The organism is Euzebya pacifica (genome assembly GCF_003344865.1).
Classification (GTDB): Bacteria; Actinomycetota; Nitriliruptoria; order Euzebyales; family Euzebyaceae; genus Euzebya; species Euzebya pacifica.
The window spans coordinates 4,532,340-4,556,667 of the sequence record NZ_CP031165.1 but is presented as its reverse complement, the minus strand read 5'-3'; the positions used below and the strand labels follow the sequence as shown (position 1 = coordinate 4,556,667).

At 71.0% G+C, this 24,328-nt stretch carries 22 protein-coding genes and 1 tRNA gene; 19 read left to right on the top strand and 4 right to left on the bottom strand.

Features of this window, described 5'->3' with window-relative positions:
* Positions 1–7: 7 nt before the first annotated feature.
* From DVS28_RS19515 to DVS28_RS19500, 4 genes are all read left to right on the top strand, one after another.
* Complete coding sequence (locus tag DVS28_RS19515; RefSeq protein WP_114592961.1) at positions 8–763, top strand: Bax inhibitor-1/YccA family protein; 756 nt, start codon at positions 8–10, stop codon at positions 761–763.
* Between the two features lie 111 nt (positions 764–874).
* A complete protein-coding gene (locus DVS28_RS19510) occupies positions 875–1,249 on the top strand; it encodes a DoxX family protein (protein ID WP_164710789.1) in 375 nt (124 codons plus the stop codon).
* Positions 1,250–1,295: 46 nt separating this feature from the next.
* Positions 1,296–2,120 (top strand): putative RNA methyltransferase, encoded by an 825-nt coding sequence (locus tag DVS28_RS19505; protein WP_216826160.1) that lies wholly within the window; start codon positions 1,296–1,298, stop codon positions 2,118–2,120.
* A gap of 243 nt (positions 2,121–2,363) precedes the next feature.
* Complete coding sequence (locus tag DVS28_RS19500; RefSeq protein WP_216826159.1) at positions 2,364–3,953, top strand: outer membrane protein assembly factor BamB family protein; 1,590 nt, start codon at positions 2,364–2,366, stop codon at positions 3,951–3,953.
* On the opposite strand, the gene DVS28_RS19495 is transcribed toward DVS28_RS19500, so the two are convergent.
* Positions 3,950–4,900 (bottom strand): alpha/beta hydrolase family protein, encoded by a 951-nt coding sequence (locus DVS28_RS19495; protein ID WP_216826158.1) that lies wholly within the window; start codon positions 4,898–4,900, stop codon positions 3,950–3,952. The two genes, DVS28_RS19500 and DVS28_RS19495, sit on opposite strands and share 4 nt — an antisense overlap.
* Positions 4,901–4,980: 80 nt before the next feature.
* On the opposite strand from DVS28_RS19495, the gene DVS28_RS19490 reads away from it, so the two are divergent.
* Complete coding sequence (locus DVS28_RS19490; RefSeq protein WP_114592956.1) at positions 4,981–5,514, top strand: helix-turn-helix domain-containing protein; 534 nt, start codon at positions 4,981–4,983, stop codon at positions 5,512–5,514.
* Positions 5,515–5,557: 43 nt separating this feature from the next.
* Here the strand turns inward: DVS28_RS19490 and DVS28_RS19485 are convergent, their stop codons facing one another.
* From DVS28_RS19485 to DVS28_RS19475, 3 genes are all read right to left on the bottom strand, one after another.
* Positions 5,558–6,661: a pyridoxal-phosphate-dependent aminotransferase family protein gene (locus DVS28_RS19485; RefSeq protein ID WP_216826157.1), complete on the bottom strand. Its 1,104-nt coding sequence runs from the start codon at positions 6,659–6,661 to the stop codon at positions 5,558–5,560.
* Between the two features lie 42 nt (positions 6,662–6,703).
* Positions 6,704–7,540, bottom strand: a complete 837-nt coding sequence (locus DVS28_RS29290) for a hypothetical protein (protein WP_114592954.1) — start codon at positions 7,538–7,540, stop codon at positions 6,704–6,706.
* Between the two features lie 214 nt (positions 7,541–7,754).
* Positions 7,755–8,054, bottom strand: coding sequence for an AbrB/MazE/SpoVT family DNA-binding domain-containing protein (locus tag DVS28_RS19475; protein ID WP_114592953.1), 300 nt, complete (start codon positions 8,052–8,054; stop codon positions 7,755–7,757).
* 26 nt (positions 8,055–8,080) lie between these two features.
* Between DVS28_RS19475 and DVS28_RS19470 the strand changes: the two genes are divergently transcribed.
* The 14 genes from DVS28_RS19470 (at position 8,081) to eno (ending at position 24,326) form a co-directional block, all read left to right on the top strand.
* On the top strand, positions 8,081–8,857 hold the full coding sequence (locus tag DVS28_RS19470; RefSeq protein ID WP_114592952.1) for a TatD family hydrolase: 777 nt from the start codon (positions 8,081–8,083) through the stop codon (positions 8,855–8,857).
* Positions 8,854–9,699 carry a 16S rRNA (adenine(1518)-N(6)/adenine(1519)-N(6))-dimethyltransferase RsmA gene (rsmA, locus tag DVS28_RS19465; RefSeq protein ID WP_114592951.1) on the top strand — a complete coding sequence of 282 codons (846 nt, stop codon included), beginning with the start codon at positions 8,854–8,856 and terminating at the stop codon, positions 9,697–9,699. Before DVS28_RS19470 ends, rsmA begins: the two co-directional genes overlap by 4 nt.
* 35 nt (positions 9,700–9,734) lie before the next feature.
* Positions 9,735–10,676, top strand: a complete 942-nt coding sequence (locus tag DVS28_RS19460; RefSeq protein ID WP_216826156.1) for a 4-(cytidine 5'-diphospho)-2-C-methyl-D-erythritol kinase — start codon at positions 9,735–9,737, stop codon at positions 10,674–10,676.
* A 17-nt stretch (positions 10,677–10,693) separates the two neighbouring features.
* A tRNA-Gln gene (locus DVS28_RS19455) sits at positions 10,694–10,767 on the top strand.
* A gap of 32 nt (positions 10,768–10,799) precedes the next feature.
* Positions 10,800–12,194, top strand: coding sequence for a bifunctional UDP-N-acetylglucosamine diphosphorylase/glucosamine-1-phosphate N-acetyltransferase GlmU (gene glmU, locus DVS28_RS19450; RefSeq protein ID WP_114592949.1), 1,395 nt, complete (start codon positions 10,800–10,802; stop codon positions 12,192–12,194).
* A gap of 5 nt (positions 12,195–12,199) precedes the next feature.
* Positions 12,200–13,171, top strand: a complete 972-nt coding sequence (locus DVS28_RS19445) for a ribose-phosphate diphosphokinase (RefSeq protein ID WP_114594283.1) — start codon at positions 12,200–12,202, stop codon at positions 13,169–13,171.
* A 188-nt stretch (positions 13,172–13,359) separates the two neighbouring features.
* The gene (locus DVS28_RS19440; RefSeq protein WP_114592948.1) at positions 13,360–13,995 is read left to right on the top strand and encodes a 50S ribosomal protein L25; all 636 of its coding nucleotides are present in this window, start codon (positions 13,360–13,362) and stop codon (positions 13,993–13,995) included.
* A gap of 66 nt (positions 13,996–14,061) precedes the next feature.
* Positions 14,062–14,643 (top strand): aminoacyl-tRNA hydrolase, encoded by a 582-nt coding sequence (pth, locus tag DVS28_RS19435; protein WP_114594282.1) that lies wholly within the window; start codon positions 14,062–14,064, stop codon positions 14,641–14,643.
* A gap of 75 nt (positions 14,644–14,718) precedes the next feature.
* Entirely contained in the window at positions 14,719–15,999 is a 1,281-nt protein-coding gene (locus tag DVS28_RS19430) for an EAL and HDOD domain-containing protein (protein ID WP_164710787.1), read from the top strand.
* A gap of 52 nt (positions 16,000–16,051) precedes the next feature.
* Positions 16,052–19,603, top strand: a complete 3,552-nt coding sequence (gene mfd, locus DVS28_RS19425; protein WP_114592946.1) for a transcription-repair coupling factor — start codon at positions 16,052–16,054, stop codon at positions 19,601–19,603.
* A gap of 61 nt (positions 19,604–19,664) precedes the next feature.
* Complete coding sequence (locus DVS28_RS19420) at positions 19,665–20,702, top strand: peptidylprolyl isomerase (protein WP_114592945.1); 1,038 nt, start codon at positions 19,665–19,667, stop codon at positions 20,700–20,702.
* A gap of 30 nt (positions 20,703–20,732) precedes the next feature.
* The gene (mazG, locus tag DVS28_RS19415; protein ID WP_114592944.1) at positions 20,733–21,896 is read left to right on the top strand and encodes a nucleoside triphosphate pyrophosphohydrolase; all 1,164 of its coding nucleotides are present in this window, start codon (positions 20,733–20,735) and stop codon (positions 21,894–21,896) included.
* Positions 21,897–21,933: 37 nt separating this feature from the next.
* On the top strand, positions 21,934–22,950 hold the full coding sequence (locus DVS28_RS19410) for a LacI family DNA-binding transcriptional regulator (RefSeq protein WP_114592943.1): 1,017 nt from the start codon (positions 21,934–21,936) through the stop codon (positions 22,948–22,950).
* Positions 22,951–23,048: 98 nt separating this feature from the next.
* The gene (eno, locus tag DVS28_RS19405; protein ID WP_114592942.1) at positions 23,049–24,326 is read left to right on the top strand and encodes a phosphopyruvate hydratase; all 1,278 of its coding nucleotides are present in this window, start codon (positions 23,049–23,051) and stop codon (positions 24,324–24,326) included.
* Positions 24,327–24,328 lie beyond the last annotated feature (2 nt).

Below are 24,328 nucleotides of genomic sequence, written 5' to 3'. Positions count from 1 at the left end.
GGGGCCGATGCGCACTTCGAACCCAACCCTGTCGGAATCGGCGTTCAACCGGATGATGCAGCCGGGGCCCACGGCCACCGGCGCCTACGTCCGCACCGACGCCTTCACCGTCGAGGGCGCGATCTACAAGACCGCCCTCCTCCTCGCCATCGCCGTGGTCACCGCGCTGGGCACCGCCCTGGTGGTCCCCGACGAGCTGCTGACCGCCGCGCTGATCGGCGGCGTGGTCCTCGGCCTGCCGCTGGTGATCGCGACCACCTTCAAGCCCGCGTGGGCGCCGGTGACGGCGCCGCTGTACGCGCTGGTCGAGGGTGTGGTGCTCGGTGCCGTCTCGTTGATCTTCGAGCGCGCCTACCCGGGCATCGCCGTGCAGGCCGCGGTGGGCACCGGTGTGGTGCTGGCCGTCATGCTGACGCTGTACCGCACCGGCGTCATCCGGGTCACCCAGCGCTTCCGCATGGTCGTGGCCACCGCGACCGGCGCGATCTTCGTCACCTACCTGCTGTCGTTCGTGCTCGGCTTCTTCGGGATCAACTTCGGGTTCCTGCACGGCAACAGCCTGCTGTCCATCGGCATCTCCGCCGTCGTCATCGTCGTGGCCGCCCTGAACCTGGCCCTGGACTTCGACTTCATCGAGAACGCCGCCAACCGCGGCGCCCCGGCGAAGGTCGAGTGGTACGCCGCGTTCGGCCTGCTGGTCACCCTCGTGTGGCTGTACCTGGAGATCCTCCGCCTGCTGGCCAAGCTGCAGTCGAGGGATTGACGGCAGTCGGGATCGACGCCAGTCGGGACTGACCGTCGTCGAGGCCCTTGCGGCGGCGGGACCGGACGGACGAGGGTGTCCCATCGGTGACGCCGGGTAGAAGTGGGCGTCATGGACACCTTTCTGTGGATCCTCCAGTGGTTGCTGTTCGCCGTCTTCCTCCTCGCCGGTGGCGTCAAGGGGTTGCTGCCGCCCGAGCGGTTGCTGGCGATCGAGCAGATGGGGTGGATCACCGACACCGGGATCTTCCGTGCCCGCATGGCCGGCTACGCCGAGATCGTCGGGGCGTTCGGGCTGATCATCCCCGGGTTGACGGCGCTGCCGGCGTACTTCGTCCCCGTCGCCGCGCTGGGCCTCGCGACGATCATGGGCATGGCCGCGGTCACCGTGCACCGTCCGCGCAACGAACCGATCGTCACCAACGCGGTGCTGGGCGGGCTGGCCCTCGTCGTCGCGATCGGTCGCCTGATCGAGCCGGTGACCTGACGCACGCTCGCCTGATCCCCGGCGAGGGACGGGCATGCTGGTCGGCGTGACCGCCACGCCCGAGGCCATCGCCGCCCTGCGCTGCCCCGTCTGCCACGGCCCCCTCGCGCTGGACGGACGGGTGCTCGGCTGCCCCGACGGGCACCGCTTCGACCTCGCCCGACAGGGATACGCCACCCTCGCGGCAGGAGCCATCCGCCACCCCGGGGACACGCCGGCCATGCTGGACGCCCGCACCGTCGTGCAGGACGCCGGGATGCAGGCGGCGATCACCCGCGGGTTGGTCGAGGCCGTTCCGGCGGACGCCCGCCTGGTCGTCGACCTCGGTGCCGGGACGGGGCACCACCTGGCCGCGGTGGTCGAGGGTGCACCTGATCGGCACGGCATCGCCATCGACAGCGCCAAGCCCGCCGGGAAGCGTGCGGCTCGGGCCCACGACCGGGTGTTCGCCGTGGTGGCCGACGTCACCGCCGAGCTGCCGCTGGGTGAGGGCGTGGCGGACGTGGTCACGTGCGTCTTCGCCCCCCGCAACGGCGCGGAGATCGCCCGGGTGCTGCGGCCGGGCGGCCGGCTGGTCGTGGTCACTCCCACCCCCGACCACCTGGCCGAGCTGGTCGAACCCCTCGGCCTGCTGACCGTCGACGCCGACAAGGCCGAGCGGCTGGAGGCGGGGCTGCCCGACCTGCGCCTGCTCGGTCGCGAGTCGGTCCGCGACACGGTCACCGTCGACCACACCCTCGCCCGCGCCATCGTCGGCATGGGCCCCAACGCCTTCCACCTGACCCCCGACGACATCGCCGACCTTGTGGCCGGCCTGCCCGACCCGCTGGACGTCACCATCGCCGTCGAGGTCACGACCTTCACCCCCTGACGCGTGTCGCCTGGTCGGCAGTTGGCGCCAGTGGGCCGACACGCCTCGGAGGTGTGTTGCCTGGTCCGTGCTGGGCGCCGGTGGGCCGACACGCCTCGGAGGTGTGTTCCCTGGTCCGTGCTGGGCGCTGGTGAGGCGACACACATGGGGCGGGGTGGGCCGGTCCCGCCGAGGGTGCTCGGCTGGACGGGCGGCTGGGTCTAGCGTTGGGGACGGATGGTCCTGTCGACGAGGGAGTGGGCGGTGTGGGCCGCTGTGTTGGCGGCCTTCCTGACGGCCGCGCTGCTTCGTCAGGCGGGAGTGGTCGACCTGGTGTCGAGCGTCGTGGACCGCGTACCCGAGCTGCAGCCGATCGACGCGCCGTTCCTGGTCGCCGCCCAGCCCACCGAGACCCCGGCCGAGGCACGGACCGACGTCCCGACGCCGACCCCCGTGCCGACGCCGACCGCCGCGCCGACACCGTCGCCCGCCCCCACGCCGACACCGACCCCGACCCCGGTGGAGGAAACGCAGGCGGTTCCCGGGCTGCTGACCTTCCGCGGCAACGCGCACCGGACGTTCCACGGCACCGGCCCCGTCCCGCTGACCGAACCCGCGATCGACTGGCGGTATCCCGGCCACGCGATGTGCGCCGACTCCACCGTGGGGGAGGAGACCAAGACCTGGTGCGGCACCGGCTGGACCGGCCAACCCGCCGTGGTCGAACGCGAGGACCGCACGTGGCTGGTCTTCGGTGCCTACGACCGCAACGTGAACTTCGTCGACGCGGACACCGGCGAGGCGATCCTCCCGCCGTTCCCCACCGGCGACATCATCAAGGGGTCGGTCACCATCGACCCGGACGGCTTCCCGATCGTCTACACCGGCTCGCGCGACGGGCGCTACCGGGCCATCGCCGTCGACGGCACCGAGGCACGCGAGCTGTGGGCGCTGACCGCTGCCGACGCGACCGGCCCGACCCGCTGGAACGACGACTGGGACGGCAGCGGCCTGGTGGTCGACGACCACCTGATCGTGGGAGGGGAGAACAGCCGCCTGTTCGTCGTCCGCCTCAACCGCACGCTGGACGCCGACGGGCTCGTGGCGATGGACCCGGAGGTGATCGCCGACGTGGCCGGCTTCGACGACGAGCTGCTGGCCGCGGTCGGCAACAACGTGTCCATCGAGTCATCGGTCGCCCTGCACGACGGGATCGTCTACTTCGGCAACTCCGGCGGCTTGATCCAGGGCTGGGACGTGTCCGCCATCCTCGACGGGACCTCGACCGAACCGCCGACGCGGACGCTGCGGTTCTGGATCGGCGATGACACCGACGCCTCGATCGTCGTCGACGACGAGGGGATGCTGTACGCGGCGGCGGAGTGGGAACGGCACACCGACCGCGCGGCCACGCTCGGGCAGGTCGTCAAGCTCGACCCGACCCAGCCCGACGATCCGGTCGTGTGGGCCGTGCACGACCCGGCGGTCGCCGACCGGCCTGAGGTGGCCGGGGTGTGGGGCACCCCGGCCATCCACGAGGACCTGCTGCTCGTGCCGACCACCGCAGGGCTGCTGCTCGGCCTCGACCGGGCAACCGGCGAGCAGCGCTGGACCATCGACCTCGGTGACCACCTGTGGTCCTCTCCGGTCGTGGTCGACGACGTGCTGGTGCAGGGTGACTGCGCCGGTAACCTGCACGCCTTCGACCTGTCCGGGGACGCCGACGTGGCCCCCGACCCGCTGTGGACGCTGCCGGTGGGCGGGTGCGTGGAGTCGACACCCGCGGTGTGGGAGGGGCGGATCTGGGTCGGTACCCGCTCGGGTCAGGTCGTCGCCGTCGGCCCCACCGGCTAGCCCTCCATCGCGTCCCGGTACGACGGGAGCCGTGCGATCCAGCCGGTGAGGTGGTCGAGCACGCGATCGTCCAACGGGTTGCCCGTCTGCTTGCGATAGGTGGTGGGGGAGGGGTCCCCGGCGCGGAGGATGTGGTTGACGCCGTCAACCACGTGGCCCTCGAACGGCGCCGTGACCAGCTGCCGCACCTCCTCCACGTCTGCGGGGTCCACCTGGACGTCCCCCGCGCCCGTGACGGCCAGCAGCGGGACAGTGACTCGCCCCAGCAACGGTCGGGGGTCGAAGGCCATGAACTCGCGGAACCACTTCGCGTTGATCTTCGCGACGACCTGCACGCGCATGACGTCCTTGGTGGAAGCCTTGATGGATGCCAGCCGCTTGGTCTGGCTGGCCGCGATGTCGGTGCGCATCAGCTTCAGCAGCCAGCGAACGGGCGCGGGCAGGAACTCCGCCACACGGGTGGCCTGCCAACGCAGCACCGCCTCGCCGTCGTGCGTCGTCCCGGCGAGCAGCGCTGCGCCGCCGATGCGGTCCCCGTGGTTGGCGGCGATGTCCAGCGCGATCAGCGCACCCTCGGAGTGGCCCACGACGACGACGCGCTCGGGGTCCACCCCGTCCTGCGCCCCGAGGAACGCCAGGGCGGCCACCGCGTCATCGATGTTGTCGTGCAGGCCAGCGGAGTCGTAGTCCCCGTCGCTGTCGCCGACGCCGCGCTTGTCGTAGCGCAACGACACGACCCCGGCGTCAGCCAGCGCGTCGGCCAGCAGCGCCGATACCCGGAGCGGGGCCTTCTTGGCGTTGGAGTCACGATCGAGGGGCCCGGACCCGCTGATCAGCAGGGCGGCGGCGCCGGTGGCCGGGCCGTCGGGGCGGCGCAGGGTCCCGGCGAGGGTCAGCGTGCCCGAGGGGAAGGAGACCTCCGCGGACATCGAGGCTGGGGCAGTCATGACGGGAGTCCTCGAGGTGGGTGAGACAATGTTCTCATTGATGATAACATTCCGGTCATGGATGTGGAAGGGCAGACCCGGTGACGAAGGTCGACCTGCTGCTGCACCCCGTCCGCCTGCGGGTGGTCCAGGCGTTGCTCGGGCAGGAGATGACGCCCCAGCAGCTGGTGGATGCCCTCGGCGACGTGCCCCAGGCAACGCTCTACCGACACGTCGCTGCGCTCGTTGAGGGCGGCATGCTCGCCGTCGTGGCCGAACGGCCGGTCCGTGGGGTGACCGAGCGGACCTACGGCGTGGTGGAGGACGCGGTCTCGCTGGACGCTGCGGACCTGGCTGGGCTGTCGGCCGAGGAGCATGCGCAGCGGTTCCACGTCTACCTCGCGACCATGCTGGCCAGCTTCGGCCGCGCGGTGGAACGTGCGGACGGTCCGGACGGGGTCGACGCGTCCGCCGCCGGCATCGGCTACCGCGTGGCACCGATGTGGCTCACCGACGACGAGCTGGACACGATGGTGCAGCAGCTGCGTGCCGTCGTCGGTCGAGCCCTGGACAATCCGTCCACGCCCGAGCGTCGTCGACGACTGCTCTACACGGTGCTGCTGCCCGACGGCTGAGCAGCGCCGACGAGCAGGGCTGAGGGGGCAGGACGAAGGGGTGTCAGCCCAGCAGGTCGGCGATCGCTGCCAGGACCAGCCGGACGTTGCGCTCGCTGGCGGAGTGGCCCATCAGGCCGATCCGCCAGGCGCGGCCGGCGAACTGGCCGAGACCGCCCCCGACCTCGATGCCGTGCTCGTCCAGCAGCTGGCGTCGCAGCTTGGCTTCCTCCACCCCGTCGGGCAACCCGACGGTCGTCAGCTGGGGCAGGCGGTGGCCCTCCTGGGCGAGCAGGGGCAGACCCATCTCGACCAGCCCGTCCTGCAGCATCCCGCCGAGCCGTGCGTGGCGTGCCCAGCGGGCCTCCAGCCCCTCCTCCAGCAGCAGCTTCAACCCGCGGTGCAGGCCGTAGAGCATCGAGATCGGGGCGGTGTGGTGATAGGTCCGGCCACCGGCGCCGTCGACATAGGCCAGGATCAGCGACAGGTCCAGGTACCAGGACTGCACCGGGGTCGAGCGGCCCTTCAGCTTGGCCACGGCCTTGTCGCTGAACGTGACGGGGGACAGGCCCGGCGGGACGCTCAGGCACTTCTGTGTGCCCGAGTAGGCCGCGTCGACCTGCCACTGGTCGATCTCCACGGGGATGCCGCCGAGGCTGGTGACGGTGTCGAGCACGAACAGCGTGTCGGTGTCGCCCAGCGCCGCCCCGATGTCGGCCACCGGCTGGGCCACGCCGGTGGAGGTCTCGGCGTGCACGATCGCCGCGACCCGTGCGTCGTGGGTCCGGCAGGCGTCCAGGAAGGCCTCCGGCTCGATGATGCGTCCCCAGTCGCGTTCGACGGTGTGCACGTCGGCACCCGCCCGACGCGCCACCTCGGCCAGCCGCCCGCCGAACACGCCGTTGACGCCGACGACGACGGGGTCGCCGGGTTCGATCAGGTTGACCATCGCCGCCTCGAGCCCGGCGCTGCCGGTCCCGCTGATCGGCAGGGTCGCCGCGTTGTCGGTCCGGAAGGCCGTCCGGAGGTCGGCCACCACCTCGTCCAGGATGGGCAGGAACGCCGGGTCGAGGTGCCCCAGGAGCGGACGCCCCAACGACTCCAGCACCGCAGGGTGCACGTCGGACGGGCCGGGGCCGAGCAGGATGCGGTCGGGCGGGAAGCTCACTGGCAGGTCACCTCGTGGGGGCCGGTCGGGGTCGCCTCGACCCTAGACGTCGCCGACGATGACGAAGGTGTTGAGCGCCTGGATCAGCGCCTCGATGTCGCGTTCCTGCACCACCTGCACCTGCACGCGGATGACGAAGGCACGGGAGGAGGGCACGGCGCCGAGGATGATGTAGCCGGTCTGCGTGCCACCGCAGGCGTCGAACACGTCGACCTGGCCGACGTAGAGGCCGTCGTCGTAGGGCTCACGGCCGAGGTAGGTGCAGGCCTCCGAGAACGGCCCGACCAGCTCGTCGAGCAGCGTCACCTCGTTCTCGGTCTGCGCCACCTCGCGCGAGGCGGTCACGATCACGGCGGGCACGTCCCAGGTGTCGAGGTAGCCCTGCAGGTCCGGGGAGGCGCGGACGTCGAACAGCTGCCGGCCCTGGTCGTCGGTGTAGGGACGACCGTCGATGTCGGTCCACTCCGCCGGGACGTCCAGCTGGATGGCTCCGGTGTCGTCGGTGATGGTCACGTAGCTGTCGTAGCTCGCCGCACCCCCGGCACCCATGTCGTCACCGAACTGATCCATCGCGTCGCTCACCGCCGGGGCGGGCGGGGGCGCCGGCGCGGCAGGGACGGGCACGGGGGTTGCCGTCGGGGCGGGGGCAGGCGTCGGCGCCGGCGGGATCGTCGCCTCGATGGTGGGTGCGTCCTTGACGCCGGACGCCTCCTCCTCGGTGGTGGGTGCCGGCGGTGCGGGCGGCACCGTGGGTTCCTCGTCCTCCGCTGGCTCCGTCGTGGCGGTCAGGTCCGCGACCGGGGCGTCGTCGCCGCCGCACGCCGCGAGGAAGAACGCGAGGGCCAGCAGTGCGGCCCCTGTCCGGGTGATGGTGGTCATGTCCCCTCCGGGATGAGTGCTCGCCGGACATCCCGGCACGGGTGGTGGTCTACCACTCCCCGAACCCTCGTGCGCGTCCGTCGGGCCCCCGTTCTGCAACCGTCAGATGTGGGACAGCCTCACGCGCCGGAGGGCAGCACGGCCACCGCCAGCAGCGCGGCGATCATGCCGAGCAGCACGAGCAGCACAACGGCTCGGACCCATGGTTTCTGGTTCATCGTCCCTCCCTTCCACGTGCACGGACCGCCGCGACGCACGACCAGCAGACGGGATGCTCCAGCACCTCGGTCAGGTCCTCGCGGGTGCCACAGAAGGCGCACGCCTCGCGGGGCTTGCGCATCCGCAGGACCTCGCCGTCCAGCCGGACCTCGAGCTCGTCACCGTCACCGATGCCCAGCACACGGCGCATCGACGCCGGGATCACGACACGACCCAGGTGGTCCACCTTGCGTCGTACGCCTCTCGTGTCGGACGTCGCGTCGTCGCCCGATGCGCCACCCACACCGTCGGTCATGACGGCTCACGATACCCTCCAGCCACGTGTTCACTGACACCCACTGCCACCTGACCATGGCCCCCGACGGGGTCGAGGCGACCGTTGCGCGTGCCCGCGAGGCGGGCGTGCACACCATGGTCTGCGTCGGCACCGACCTGGCCTCCTCCGCGGAGTGCGTGCGCATCGCCGCCATCACCCCCGGTGTGTGGGCCTCCGTCGGCATCCACCCCAACGACGCCATCGAGGCCACCGACGCCGTGCTCGAGCGGATCGAGGAGCTGGCATCGCGGTCCTCCGTGGTCGCCGTCGGCGAGACCGGCCTTGACTGGTTCCGCGAGGGCGCGCCGAGGGTTCGCCAGGAAGAGTCCTTCCGAGCCCACATCCGGATCGCCCGGGACCACGACCGCACCCTGGTCATCCACGACCGCGAGGCCCACGACGACATCGTGCGAGTCCTGCAGGACGAGAAGCCGCTGCCACGGGTGATCTTCCACTGCTTCTCCGGCGGGCCCGACCTGGTGGAGACCTGCGCGGCCGAGGGGTGGTTCATGTCCTTCGCCGGCAACGTGACGTTCAAGAACGCCAAGGACCTGCAGGCAGCAGCCGCCGTCGCGCCCACCGACCTGCTGCTGACCGAGACCGACTCGCCGTTCCTGTCCCCGCATCCGCACCGCGGCAAGACCAACGAACCGGCGAGGGTGGCGGTGACGGCTGCCTTCCTCGGCCAGATGCACGGGTGCACACCCGAGGAGATGGGTGCGTTGACCAGCGCGAACGCCGTCAGGGCCTTCGCGTTGCCGGTCACGGCCTCCGACTCGTGACCGACCCCGAGGGGGAGGGGACCCGCGCCCTGCTCGGTGGTCGGGAGATCCGGGCGATCCTCGACCGCCACGGGCTGCGGCCCACCAAGACGCGCGGCCAGAACTTCGTGACCGACCCCAACACGGTGCGTCGGATCGTGCGGGATGCCGGCGTCAGCGCGGGCGACCTTGTCGTCGAGGTCGGCCCGGGGCTGGGCAGCCTCACCCTGGCGCTGGTCGAGGCCGGCGCCCGGGTGGTCGCCGTGGAGCTGGACCACGGGCTGGCCGGGGCGCTCGCGGAGGTCGTCGGCGATGCCGCGGTGGAGATCCACGTCGCCGACGCGCTGGGGGTCAGCTACGCCGACCTGATCGGCGACGACCCGGCGGTCATGGTCGCCAACCTGCCCTACAACGTCGCCACCCCGATCCTGCTGACGGCCCTGCGCGAGGGGGCCCTGGCCGGGTATCACGTGATGGTGCAGCGCGAGGTGGGGGAGCGGTGGGTCGCCACCCCCGGGCAGAAAGCCCACGGGGCGGTCAGCATCAAGATCGCCCTGCTGGCCACCGCCCGGATCGCCGGGCCGATCAGCCGGCAGGCCTTCCACCCGGTGCCGAAGGTCGACTCCGTCACCGTCGACGTGCGACCGCGCCCCGATGTGGACCCGGCCGCCATGGAGCCCGTCATGGCGCTGGTCGACGCCGGATTCGGGCAGCGACGCAAGCTGCTGCGCAACGCCCTGGCCGTGAACGGACGCCGACCGGCCGACATCGACGAGATGCTGGAGGCGGCCGGCATGCCGCTGACCACCCGTGCCGAGGAGCTCCAGCCCAGCGATTGGGTGCGGCTCGCCGGCCACGCATAAGGTCACCGCCTGTGTCATCCGCCCCCTGCACGAACGTGCGCGTCCCCGCCAAGGTCAACCTGTTCCTGGCCGTCCGCGGCATCCGTGACGACGGGTACCACGAGCTGGTCACGATCTTCCAGAGCGTGGCGATCACCGATCAGCTGACCCTGCGGATCGAGGGGCGAAGCGAGCTGCTGAACCACCCGGCCGGTGGGCGACGCACCGAGCTGAGCCTGGCCCACGACGCCGGGTCGGGTGTCCCGACCGGTCCCGACAACCTGATCGTCCGCGCCGCGCAGCTGCTGGCCGATGCCCGCGGCATCCGGATGGAGCTCGTCCACGAGCACGACCCGGTCGTCGGCGTGCGCACCCGCCTCGAGCTGGCCAAGCGCATCCCGGTCGCCGGCGGCATGGCAGGCGGATCCGCAGACGCGGCGGCGGCGCTCGTCGGGCTCAACGAGCTGTGGGACCTCGGCATCCCGCGCAGCGAGCTGCGGGACATGGCCGCCGAGCTCGGCGCCGACGTCCCCTTCACCGTCATGGGTGGCACGGCGCTTGCCACCGGGACCGGCACCGGCTTCGCCCGTGTCCTGTGCCGCGGCGCGTTCCACTGGGTCGTCTGCGCCGCGGAGGAGGAGCTGTCCACACCGGCGGTCTACAAGGCCTGGGACGATTACTGCAGCCCCTCGGAGGTCGAGCCCGACGCGGTCCTGGCCGCCGTTGCCGGTGGTGACCCGGAGGCGCTCGGCGCGGCGCTGCACAACGACCTGCAGCCGGCTGCCGAGGTGCTGCTGCCCCGCCTGGCCGCCGATCGCAAGGCGTTGCTGGACGCCGGCGCGCTCGGAGCGGTCGTCTCGGGCAGCGGACCCACCATCGTCGGGCTCGCCGCCGACGCCCAGGAAGCCCAACGGATCGCCCGCCGAGTGGCCGGCCGATTCCCCCGTGTACTCATCACCACGTCCCCCTCGGGCGGACCCGTCGTCCAGCGCTGCTAACCTGACTGCCCCAGCCTTGGGGGGTGGTGAAATGGCATCACGTCGTCCTTTGGAGTCGAAGTTGAAGGTTCGATACCTTCCCCCCCAGCCAATCGCACACGCGTCGAACCCCGGGATCCGGGCGTGATCGGCGCAGTTGTGCTTGCCGCGGGCAAGGGCACGCGGCTGCGGTCCTCGCGGGCCAAGGTCCTGCACGAGGTGGCCGGCAGGTCACTCCTCGGCTGGGCCCTGGAAGCCCTTCGGCCGCTCGACCTCGACCGGGTCGTGGTGGTCGTGGGCCACCAGGCCGACGACGTCGCTGCGGCGGCCGAGGCGATGGACGTGCCGGGACTGGTCACCGTGCTGCAGGAGCCCCAGAACGGCACCGGCCACGCCGTGCGCATGGCCGTGGAGGCCGGCGCCCTCGACGGGCTCGACGAGGTCCTCGTGCTGCCCGGCGACGTGCCCGGCATCACCACCGAGACCCTCGTCCGGCTGCGAGCCGACCGCGGTGACGGCGCAGCGTCGGTCCTGACCACCCGGCTGGACGACCCCGCTGGCTACGGCCGCATCGTCCGGGACGACGACGGCAACGTCAGCGCGATCGTCGAGCACCGCGACGCCACGGACGCGCAGCGGGCCATCGACGAGGTCAACACCGCGATGTTCGCCTTCCGCACCCCTGACCTCCTCGACGCGCTGTCGTCGCTGACGACCGACAACGCCCAGGGGGAGGAGTACCTGACCGACACCGTCGCCGCCCTCTCCGGCGACGGCGGGGTCAGGGCCACCGAGGCCGCCCCCGACGAGGTCTCCGGCGTCAACGACATGGCCCAGCTCGCGGAGGTCGAGGCCGTCCTGCGCCAACGGATCCTCACCCGCCACATGGCGGCCGGTGTCCGTATCGTCGACCCGGCCACGACCTACGTCGATGCCGACGTGGTCATCGAGGCCGACGCGACGGTCCTGCCCGGCACGATGCTGGAAGGCCGAACACACATCGCCGCGGGCGCCACCGTCGGGCCCCACAGCCGGCTGGTCGACACCGTCGTCGGCGAGGGCGCGACCGTGACCTACACCGTCGCCACGGAGACCCGCATCGGGCCCGAGGCGACCGTCGGGCCCTACACCCACCTGCGCACCGGCACGGTCCTGGAACGCGGCAGCAAGGCCGGCGGGTTCGTGGAGATGAAGAAGGCACACATCGGCGAGGGGTCCAAGGTCCCCCACCTCTCCTACGTGGGGGATGCCGAGGTGGGCAGGGGGGTCAATCTCGGAGCCGGTACCATCACGGTGAACTACGACGGCTTCGAGAAGCACACGACCACGATCGGTGACGGGGCGTTCGTCGGCAGCGACAGCATGCTGGTGGCACCCATCGACATCGGAACCGGCGCCTTCGTCGGCGCGGGATCGACCATCACCACCGACGTGCCCGCTGATGCGCTGGTCGTCGAGCGAGCACAGCCCCGAATCATCGACGGGTGGGCAGCGCGACGTCGCGCCCGTCACGAGCGCGACCACGAGCGCGAGGAGTGACCAGCATGGAGATCATGAACAAGAAGCGGATGCAGATCTTCTCGGGCACGGGGTACACCGCGCTTGCCGAGGACGTCGCCGCCCACCTCGGCATGAAGCTGGGCGACATCGACATCCACCGCTTCGCCAACGGCGAGATCTACTGCCGCATGCAGGAGAACGTCCGCGGCAGCGACGTGTTCATCGTGCAGACCCACTGCGAACCGGTGAACGCCAACATCATGGAGCAGCTGATCATGATCGACGCGGCCAAGCGCGCGTCGGCCAAGCGGATCACCGCCGTGGTGCCGTTCTACGGGTACGCCCGCCAGGACAAGAAGGCCAAGTCGCGCGAACCGATCACCGCCAAGCTGCTGGCCGACCTGCTGACCGCGGCGGGCTGCGACCGCGTGGTCAGCGTCGACCTGCACACCGGCCAGATCCAGGGCTTCTTCAACGACCCGCTGGACCACCTGACCGCGCTGCCGCTGCTGGTCAACTGGGTCACCGAGAACATCCCGTCCGACGAGGACATCGTCTTCGCCAGTCCCGACGCCGGCCGCGTGCGCCTTGCGGAGAAGTTCCAGTCCCGCGTCCCCGACGCCGGCATCGCCTTCCTCGCCAAGACCCGCACCGCCCACAACGTGGCCAAGACCCTCGCGGTCGTCGGTGACGTGGAGGGCAAGACCGTCGTGCTGGTCGACGACATGATCGACACGGCCGGCACCCTGTGCGGTGCCGCTGAGGCGCTGGCCGAGCGCGGGGCCAAGCGCGTCCTCGCACTCGCCACCCACCCGCTGCTGTCGGGTCCGGCCTGCCAGCGGCTGGAGGACAGCGTCATCGAGAAGATCGTCGTCACCTCGACCCTGCCGATCCCCGAGCACTGCGGCAGCGACAAGATCGTGCAGCTGTCCATCGCCCCGATCATCGCCAGCACCATGCGGGCGATCTTCGAGGACGAGTCGGTCTCGGAGCTCTTCGACGACGACAACATCTAGGCAAGAGCCCAACGAACGGATCCGGCCGGCCGACCGGCCGGTCGTCGGGTGGCGGGACGCGGAGGGCTGGCGTACACTCCTCTGCTCCCGCGCGCCGCGGCGTTTCGGCACGCCCGCGCGCCACCCCCGGATTCTGTCGTGCTCACGACATCTCGCGGAGCCCGCGAGCCACCCAAGGAGTTCCCAAGATGGCTGACCAAGTTGTGCTGAACGCTGACCCTCGCCCCGGCGACGGCAAGGGTGAGGCGCGCGCGCTGCGTCGTGCCGGCCGTGTTCCCGCGGTGGCCTACGGCGCCGGCCTCGACGCTGCCGCCGCCGTGCACGTCGACGCGGCCGACCTGCGCCACGCGCTGGCCACCGACGCCGGTGAGAACGTCGTGATCCAGATGGACATCGCCGGTGACACCCACCTGACGATGCCCCGCGAGATCCACCGCCACCCCGTCCGTCGTGACGTGCTGCACGTGGACTTCGTCGCCATCGACAAGAACGTCAAGGTGACCGTCGAGATCCCCCTCCACGTCGAGGGCGAGGTCGAGGGTGCCGTGGTCAACCAGGTCATGAACTACCTGACCGTGGACGTGCTGCCGCTGGCAGTCCCCCAGTACTTCACGACCACCGTCGAGGGCCGCGAGGTCGGCGACGTGGTCCGCGCCGGCGAGGTCGAGCTGCCCGAGGGCGTCGACCTGCTGGACGACCCCGAGCGCACGGCCGTCACGATCAACCTGCCCGACACCACGCCGGTCGACGAGACCGACGAGGCTGCCGAGGGCGAGGCTGCCGAGGGCGAAGGCGCCGAGGCTGCCGAGGGCGGCGAGGAGTAGCACGCCGTGCTCGCCCGCTGGCGAGCGCGACGTGAACACGGTCGCGACCGCGAGGAGGAGTCCACCATGGACCGCTGGCTCGCGGTCGGCCTGACCAACCCCGAGGCCGAGTACGGCGGCACCCGACACAACATCGGTGCCGACGTCATCCGTGCCGCCGCCGCGCGGCACCACGTCGACCTCAAGCCGCACAAGGCCCAGGCGCTGGTCGCCGACACGTTCGTGCAGGCCGGTGCCGACCGCATCCCGGTGACCCTGGCGGTGCCGTTCGGGTACATGAACAACTCCGGCGGCCCCGTCCAGCAGCTGGTGCGGTTCTACAAGGTCCCCACCGAGCGCCTGATCGTGGTGCAGGACGAGCTCGACCTCGAGCCCGGGGTCCTGCGACTCAAGCGCGGGGGCTCCGGAGGCCACAACGGCATCCGCGACATCAACCAGCGCCTGGGGGCCAAGGACTACATCCGGCTGCGGTTCGGCATCGGCCGGCCACCGGGTCGCATGCCCGGCGCCAAGTACGTCCTGCAGAAGTTCCCCACCAAGGAACGAGCCGACGTCGTCGACATCGCCGTCGAGCACGCCGTCGACGCCCTGGTCCAGGTCATCAGCGAGGGCCTCGAGGCGACCCAGAACCGGGTCCACACGGCCTGAGCCAGGAACGCAGGCGCGAAAAACTTCGTCGCTTGGCTTCGTCCTCGGCCCCACACGCCGATGAGGACTCACGCCATGACCGAGACCCTCAAGCTCGGTGCCGGCGCCCTGGCCACCGTCCAGGTCGCACGCCGCCCGATCCTCACCGCCGATGACCAGCACACCCCGCTGGGCTACGAGCTGCTGTTCCGAGACAGCGGCGGGCTGTTCAGCGCATTCACCGAGGTCGACGAGTTCCGGGCCACCTCCGAGGTCGTCAGCCACAGCGTCCTGACCCTCGGCGTGGACACGGTGGTCGGTGACCACCTGGCGTTCGTGCGGTTCCCGCTGGCCCAGTTCGTGGACTCCACCCCGCTGCTGATGCCGCCGGACCAGTCGACCCTCGAGCTCGGCCGTGACGTGTGGGCGTCCCGCAACCGCGACGCCGTCCTGGCCCGCTGTCAGGACTACCGTCGGCGCGGCTACCGCATCGCGCTGGCCGACTTCTTCTGGACTGCGTCCTGCCAGCCGCTGCTCGCCATCGCCGACTTCGTCAAGGTCGACCTCCGGGGCAAGGACACCGACGAGATCGAGACGACCCTGGCGCCGATCCGGGAGCACGGCTGCGCGGTGATCGCCACCAGCGTCGACACCGCCGACGACCGCGACCATGTCGTGTCCGCCGGCGTTGACTACGTGCAGGGATTCTTCTTCTCCTCGGCCCGGGTGGTCGAGGGACGGGAGCTGCCGGGCCACAAGGTCGCCTACCTGCAGCTGCAACGGCTGGCCTACGCCGAGGACATGGACTTCGCCCAGGTCGCCCGGGTCATCAAGACCGACGTCGCCCTGTCGTTCAAGCTGCTGCGGTTCGTCAACAGCGCCCACTTCGGGTTCCGGGGACGCATCGAGTCCCTCGAGCGCGCCCTCGTGATGCTGGGCATCGAGAACGTTCGTCGCTGGGTGAGCGTGGCCACGGTCAGCGGCCTGTCCAGCCCCGGCCCCCGCGAGCTGGCGCTCGTGTGCGCCACCAGGGCCCGGTTCTGTGAGTCCCTCGGCACCCGCCTGGGGGTCGCAACCCCGCATGCGTGCTTCAGCCTCGGGATGTTCAGCCTGATCGACGTCATGCTCGGCCGCTCGATGGCCGACGCACTCGCCGACGTCTCCATGGACACCGAGGTGACCGACGCCCTCCAGGGCGAACCCGGTGCGCTGCAGGACCTGCTGGAGATCGTGGTGGCCTACGAACGCGGCCAGTGGGACACGGTGTCCTCGATCGCCGAACAGCACGGCTGGCCCGAGACCGAGCTGATCGGCCTGTACCTCGACGCCATCGAGTGGGGCCGCGAGTTCTTCGGGTCCATGGCCGTCGCCGCCTGAGCCAGCCGGCCGGTTGTCCGGGGGCCCTCGGCACGTCACCATTGACGCCCCCATGAGCGCCGCCCCGCTGCCCGCCACCGATGTGCGCGGCCCCCTTGCCTCCCTGCTCTCGCGCGCGGGGGAGGACTTCGACGACCTCGCCTTCACCAGCGAGGCCACCGTCAGTCCCCCGCTGCGACCCTACGTCATCGCCCACCTCGCCAAGCGGCGTCCGCTGCTGGTCGTCACCCCCACCACCAAGGACGCCGAGGCGCTCGTCGACGACATCGGCGCCTTCGCCGGCACCGACGCCGTCGCCCTGTTCCCCTCCTGGGAGACGCTGCCCCACGAGCGCCTCTCGCCCCAGCCCGCCACGGTCGGCCAGCGCCTGCGGGTCCTCGACCAGCTGCGTCGCGACGCGCTCCGCATCGTCGTCGCCCCCGTCCGTGCGGTCCTGCAGCCCATGGACCCCCGGCTGGCCGAACGGGTACCGCTGACGATCTCCGCCGGCTGGGACGGTGGGCCCACCGTGCTGGTCGACCAGCTCGCCACCCTCGGCTACACCCGTTCCTCGCTGGTCACCCAGCGCGGTGAGTTCGCCTCGCGTGGTGGGATCGTCGACGTCTTCCCGACCACCGGTGACCACCCCGTCCGCATCGAGTTCTGGGGCGACGACGTCGACGGCCTGCGCGAGTTCGCCATCGCCGACCAGCGTGCCCTGGAGACGGTGGAGGAGGTGGTCATACACGCGGCCCGCGAGCTGGTGCTGGATGCCGAGACCGCCGGCACCGCCCGCAAGATGGCCGAGCAGGTCCCGGCGCTTGCGGACCAGCTGAACATGCTGGCCGATGGCGTTGCCTTCGAGGGCGTGGAGGGGCTGGTCACCGCCATCCACCCCACCCCGGCGCACCTGCCTGACCTGATGCCCGAACGCACCGGGCTGGTCATCGTCGACCCCACCCAGTCCCACGACCGCGCCGCCCAGCTGGTCGACCAGGCCGCCGAGCTGATGATCACCGACTGGGAGCAGCTGGCGGCTGCCGCCGGCACCGACGGGCGGGCTGCCGTCGACGCCGCCCACGAACGCAACGAGCGTGCCGGGTTCGCCGACCTCGACGAGGTCGTGGAGGGCTACGAGCGGGGTGGCACCGGCAAGGTCTGGCGGCTGACCCCGTTCACGACGGCCGACTCCTTCGTCAAGCTGACCGCCCGCCCGTGGGACACCTTCAAGGGCGATGTCGTCAGCGCCGCCCAGACCGTCAAGCGGTACCTCGCCGGCACCGACGACCGTGACCCGATGACGGTGGTGCTGACCACCGCCGGCCACGGCCCTGCCCTGCGCCTCGCAGAGGTCCTGCGCGCCGAGGGCGTCCCCGTCGACGTGCCCAAGCGGCCCGACGATCCCGACGTCGACCCCCTCTCCCTCGTCCCGAACAGCCCCGACGGCCGGGCTCACATCGTCGAGTGCGACCTGCGGACCGGCTTCCTCAGCGAACGCGAGGGCATCTGCCTGCTCGGCGAGTTCGACCTGTTCGGACCCCGGCGCACCCGCGCCGGCCGCCGGCTGCCGAGCCGCCGGGCCGCCCAGCAGGCAGTCCTCGACCTGGAGGAGGGCGACCCAGTCGTCCACAGCGTGCACGGCGTCGGCCGCTACGTCGGCATGGTCACCCGCGAGCTGCGCGGGACCACGACCCTCGGTGGCGGCAGCGCCGGCAAGATCACCCGCGACTACGTCATCGTGGAGTACGCCGGTGCCGACCGGCTGTTCGTGCCCTCCGACCAGGTCGACACCCTCGCCAAGTACGTCGGCGGCGAGGACCCCAAGGTCATGCGGATGGGCGGGGCCGACTGGGACCGCGCCCGGGGCAAGGTCAAGGCCGCCGTCGAGGAGATGGCCAGCGAGCTGATCCGCCTGTACCAGGCGCGGATGCACTCGCCCGGCCATGCCTTCAGCCCCGACTCGACGTGGCAGACCGAGCTCGAGCAGGCCTTCCCGTACCCCGAGACCCCCGACCAGATGGAGGCCATCGAGGCGGTCAAGGAGGACATGGAGTCCCCGGTCCCCATGGACCGCCTGGTCTGCGGTGACGTCGGGTTCGGCAAGACCGAGGTGGCCGTGCGCGCCGCCGCCAAGGCCGTGTTCGACCACAAGCAGTGCGCGGTCCTGGTGCCGACCACGCTGCTGGCCCAGCAGCACGGGGAGACCTTCACCGAACGGTTCAGCGGGTTCCCCGTCAACATCGCGGTGCTCAGCCGGTTCGCCAGCCAGAAGGAGCAGAAGGAGATCCTCGACGGGCTCGCCGCCGGCACCGTCGACCTGGTCATCGGGACCCACCGCCTGCTGAGCAAGGACATCGAGTTCAAGGACCTCGGCCTGCTGATCGTCGACGAGGAGCAGCGATTCGGCGTCACCCACAAGGAGCGCCTCAAGCAGATGAAGACCTCGGTGGACGTGCTGACCATGTCGGCCACCCCGATCCCGCGGACCATGGAGATGGCGATCACGGGCATCCGTGACCTGTCCACCATCGAGACCGCCCCCGAGGAACGGCAGCCGATCGTCACCCAGGTCGGCCCGATGGACGAGAACCTGGCCGCGCTCGCCGTCCGCCGGGAGATGCTGCGCGAGGGACAGGTCTTCTGGCTGCACAACTCCGTTCGGACCATCCACGCGGCCGCCGAGCGCATCAGGGAGCTGGTCCCCGGCGTGCGCGTCGGGATCGGCCACGGGCAGATGGGTGAGTCCGAGCTCGAGCAGGTGATGCTGGACTTCTGGCATCGCGAGTTCGACGTCCTCGTCGCCACGACCATCATCGAGTCGGGGCTGGACATCCCCAACGCCAACACCCTGATCGTCGAACGTGCCGACCTGTTCGGCCTGGCGCAGCTGTACCAGCTGCGCGGCCGTGTCGGACGGTCCCGCGCCCGCGGCTACGCCTACCTGTTCCACCCCGCCGACGCGTCGTTGACCGAGGAGGCCTACAAGCGGCTGGAGTCCATCGCCACCCACACCCAGCTGGGGTCGGGCATGTCGATCGCGCTCAAGGACCTCGAGATCCGCGGTGCCGGCTCGATGCTGGGTGCCGACCAGTCCGGCTCGGTGGCCACCGTCGGCTTCGAGGCCTACAGCCAGCTGATGGCCGAGGCCGTCACCGAGCTGACCCAGGGCAAGCCGACCGAGCGCGAACCCGAGGTCAAGGTCGACCTGCCCATCGACGCCCACATCCCCAAGGACTACATCGCCGACGAGGGGCTGCGGCTGGAGGCCTACCGGACCATCGCCAGCGTCCGCGACGCCCGCGGCGTCAAGAACGCCAGGGCCGAGCTCAAGGACCGCTACGGCCCGCTGCCCGACCCGGTGGACCGCCTGCTGACCGTGGCAGCGCTCAAGGCGGCCCTGCGGCGATGGGGTGTGACCGAGATCTCCACGACGCCACGGCGAACGGTGCGGATCCACCCGGTCAAGCTGACGGAATCCCAGCAGGTCCGGCTGCAACGGACCGACCGCAACGCCCTGCACAACCCCGCGGCGGAGCTCGTCGAGCTGCGCATGCCGGCCAAGGGATCGGTCGACCTGATCGGGTGGCTGGCCAAGCGGCTCAAGGACCTGTTCGCGAGCAAGTAGCATTCCGCCGGGGTCCTTCGTGGCCCCGTCGTCCTCTGCAGCTGTCTACCCCCACCCTCCGATGCCTCGACTCCTCCCCCTCCTGCTCGTCCTCGGCCTGCTGGCCACCGCCTGCGGGCAGACCGTCGGCAACCCCGGCGTCGCCGCCGCCGTCGGCGACCGCAACATCGAGGTGTCGCTGGTCCAGGACCGCTTCCTCCAGCGCGCCGACTCCGCCGCCTACGCCGAGACCGTCGCCCAGCTGGGCGAGGCCGAAGCCGAGATCCAGGAGCGCTCCCGCATCCTCGGCCAGTTCATCGTCGAGGCCCTGCTGGAGTCCGCGCTGGACCAGCGTGACCTGGACCTGCCGACGGAGGAGGACGTGCAGGCCGAGCTGCAGGGCATCATCGACCAGTTCCCCGACGAGGCGACGTTCGAGACCGAGCTGGCCGCAGCCGGGCTGACGCTGGAGGGCCTCACCGAGCAGGTCCGCCTGCAGACCCTCGCCCAGGCCATCGAGGCCGACATCGCGGCTGGCGTCGAGGTCACCGACGAGGAGATCGAAGCGCTCTACGAGCAGCAGGTCGCCCTTCCGGAGGTCGCCCACATCCTCGTCGAGACCGAGGAGGAGGCGCTGGACGTCATCGCCGAGCTCGAGGACGGCGCGGACTTCGAGACCCTCGCGCTGGAACGGTCCCTCGACACCGGCAGCGCCCAGCAGGGCGGCGTGGTCGGCCAGCTGACCCCCGGCGCCTTCGTCGAACCGTTCGAGCTGGCCGCTGCGGCGCTCGAACCGGGCGAGATCAGCGACCCGGTCGAGACCCAGTTCGGCTGGCACGTCATCAGGACGTCCGCCCCGCCGGAGCTGGACGACGAGCTGCGCGCCCAGATCGAGGAGAGCCTGCAGCAGCAGGGCAGCCAGCAGGCCATGCAGGAGTTCATGATCGGCCTCAGCAACGTCGAGGAGGTCACCGTCAACCCGCGCTTCGGTCGCTGGGACGGGGCACAGCAGATCGTCGTTGCCGGTGACCCGCTGGGCGAGCTCGAGCCCGTCGCCGGTGCGGCACCCGAGGGGCTGCAGGACCTGCCTGCGCTGCCGCCGACCGAGCAGCCCGGCTAGCCCACGGGCCGCGCCGTCGGCGCCCCCCACATGGACGACACCACCGCCGCCCCCATGCCCCGCCTGGTCCTGGTCGACACCGTCGACCAGCTGCCGGGCCTCCTGCCGCTGCACGCGTTCCAGGCGCTGCGCAGCTGTGACCTGATCGTGCTGTCCGGTCCCGACCATCCGCTGGCCAGCCATCTGGACATGGCGGAGGAGCGCTACGAGACCGTGCCGACCGACGTCGGCGAACGCGCCATGGGACGCGCGGAGATGCTCGGCGGCCTGTCGCTGGTCGACAAGGCCCGCGCCACCTGGGTGCTGGACAGGGCGAAGGCCGTCGGGTCAGTCGGCTACGTCCTGGGTCCCGACGACACCGATGCCTTCACCAGCTCTCTGGGCATGGAGGCCGCCCGTGAGGCGGTCGAGGTCGAGGTCGTCTACTTCGGCCTGGCCCCGAAGGGCATCAAGGTCCTGGACCTCGTCAAGGTGCAGGAGCGGCTGCTGGCCCCCGACGGGTGCCCCTGGGACGCCGAGCAGACCCACGGCTCCCTTGCCCCCTACGCCATCGAGGAAGCCCACGAGCTGGCCGAGGCCATCGCCGAGGGCGACCCCACCGGCATCGCCGAGGAGCTCGGTGACGTGCTCATGCAGGTCACCTTCCACGCCGAGCTGTCCGAGGCGTTCGACATCGACGCCGTGGCCCAGGGCATCACCGACAAGCTGGTCCGCCGCCACCCCCATGTCTTCGCCGATGTCGTGGCCGACGACGCCGAGACCGTCGTCGCCAACTGGGAGGACATCAAGGCCGAGGAGAAGCCGGAACGAACCGGACCCTTCGACGGGGTGCCGAGTGGCCTGCCGGCGGTCGCGTCCGCCGCCAAGGTCCAGTCACGCGCCGAACGCCTCGGTTTCGCATGGCCCGACGTCAACGCTGCTGCCGAACAGGTCGCCGAGGAGCTCGAGGAGGTCCTCGACGCCGAGGACGACACCCGTCGCGCCGAGGAGATCGGTGACCTGCTCTTCGCGGTCGTCTCCATGGCCCGTGCCGCGGGCACCGACCCCGAACAGGCATTGCGGGGCGCCGTCGGCCGGTTCCGCAGCCGGTTCGAACGGACCGTCGACACGCTGGCAACGGAGGGTGTGGACCCAGCGGGCCTGACGGAGGACGACTGGCGGGAGCGCTGGACCGCAGCGCGTGACGCCGAGTAGGCTCGCCTGACTGCAACCGTTTACAGGCCGCAGGGTGATGAACGCCACAATCGGAGATGTAGCCGCGAGGGCCGGCGTGTCGGTCGCGACCGTGAGCCGTGCCCTCAGGGGCCTGCCGAACGTCGCGGGGTCGACCCGCGAGCGAGTGCTGCGCGCAGCGGCGGAGCTGGACTACGTCGTCAACCCCAACGCGTCCAGGCTGGCGGCCGGGCGCAACCTCACCGTGGCGGCGGTCGTCCCGCACATGCAGGGCTGGTACTTCCAGGCCGTGCTCGCCGGTGCCCAGTCGGTGCTGGAGGGGCAGGGCTACGACATGCTGCTGTACTCCCTGCCCACCCCGGCGGCCCGTGAGCGCTTCCTGACCCTCCTGCCGTTCCGCAAGCGTGTCGACGGGGTCCTGCTCATCGACATCCCCCTGACCGACCCCGAGCAGCGCATGCTCGCGGGCCTCGGTACCGACATCGTCAGCGTGGGCGAACGAGGGGCCCATTACCCGGGCGTGTCCATCGACAACGTGTCGGCCGGCCGAACCGCCACCGAGTACCTGCTGGACCTCGGCCACCGCCGTGTCGGCCTGGTCGGTGGCCTCCTGGAGGACCCGATGCGCTTCCGGGTCGGACGGGACCGACGGGAGGGCTGGCTGCGGGCCCTGCAGGAACACGGCGTCGTGCCCGACCCGTCCTGGGAGTTCTACGGCGACTTCCGCCTCATCGACGGGGTACGCGGCATGGACACGTTGTTCTCGGCCCACCCGGACCTGACGGCGGTCTTCTGCATGTCCGACGAGATGGCCATCGGGGCCCTGCGGGCGATCAAGGAGCGCGGCCTCCGCTGTCCCGAGGACGTGTCGGTCGTGGGCTTCGACGACCACGAGGTGTCCTCCTACATGGGGTTGACGACGGTCTCGCAGCCCATGCACCTGCTGGGCCGGACCGCCGGCGAGATCCTGCTGTCGCTGGCCCGGGGCGAGGACATCGGGCACTATCCGCGCCACCTGCCCACGTCGCTGGTGGTCCGAGAGACCGCCGCGCCGCTGGCGCAGCACCCCCGCTGACCCAGCCCCCGTTGTGGTGTGGCTGGAGTGACCTAAAGTTGCTGCTGTGGCTCGTGTGGTGTCATGAGGCCCAGCGGTTCCCCCGAGGAGGACCCATCATGGAGATCATCGACGTCGCAGCCAGGGAGATCCTGGACTCACGCGGCAACCCGACAGTCGAAGTAGAGGTGCTGCTCGAGGACGGGAGCACCGGCCGGGCGGGTGTGCCCAGCGGCGCGTCCACCGGTGCGTTCGAGGCCGTGGAGCTTCGTGACGGCGGTGACCGCTACGGCGGCAAGGGCGTCCTGCAGGCCGTCGCCAACGTCAACGAGCAGATCCGTCCGCTGCTGGTCGGCTACGACGCGACCGACCAGCGCGACATCGACGACGCCCTGCTCGACCTCGACGGGACCGCCAACAAGGGCGAGATCGGCGCCAACGCCATCCTCGGTGCCAGCCTCGCCGTCGCCAAGGCCGCTGCCGTGTCCCGTGGCCTGCCGCTGTACGCCTACCTGGGCGGACCCAACGCCCACGTCCTGCCGGTGCCGATGATGAACATCATCAACGGCGGTTCCCACGCCGAGTCGTCGGTGGACTTCCAGGAGTTCATGATCGCGCCGGTCGGTGCACCGACCTTCGCCGAGGCCCTCCGCATGGGCACCGAGGTCTACCACCAGCTCAAGAAGGTGCTGTCGGGCCGCGGCCTGAACACCGCGCTCGGGGACGAGGGCGGCTTCGCCCCCGACCTCCCGTCGGTGGACGCTGCCCTCGACCTGATCGCCGACGCGATCGGCAACGCCGGCTACACCGTGGGCGAGGACGTGGCCATGGCCATGGACGTGGCCAGCAGCGAGTTCTACTCCGACGGGGTGTACCGCCTGGACGGGCAGGACCGCTCGCTGTCGTCGGGCGAGATGGTCGAGCTGCTGGCCGACCTCGTCGACCGCTACCCGATCGTCTCGATCGAGGACGGCATGGACGAGGACGACTGGGACGGCTGGAAGGCCCTGTACGACGCCGTCGGCGACCGCTGCCAGCTGGTCGGCGACGACCTGTTCGTCACCAACGTCGAGCGCCTCTCCAAGGGCATCGAGCTGGACTGCGCCAACAGCGTCCTGGTGAAGGTCAACCAGATCGGCACGTTGACCGAGACCCTCGACACCATGGAGATGGCCCACCGCAACGGCTGGACCTGCATGGTCAGCCACCGCTCGGGCGAGACCGAGGATGTCACCATCGCCGACCTGGCTGTCGCCGTGAACGCCGGGCAGATCAAGACCGGCGCACCGGCGCGGTCGGACCGTGTCGCCAAGTACAACCAGCTGTTGCGCATCGAGGGGATGCTCGGCGACGCCGCCCGTTACGCGGGGGCGAGCGCCTTCAAGCAGCGCCGATAGGA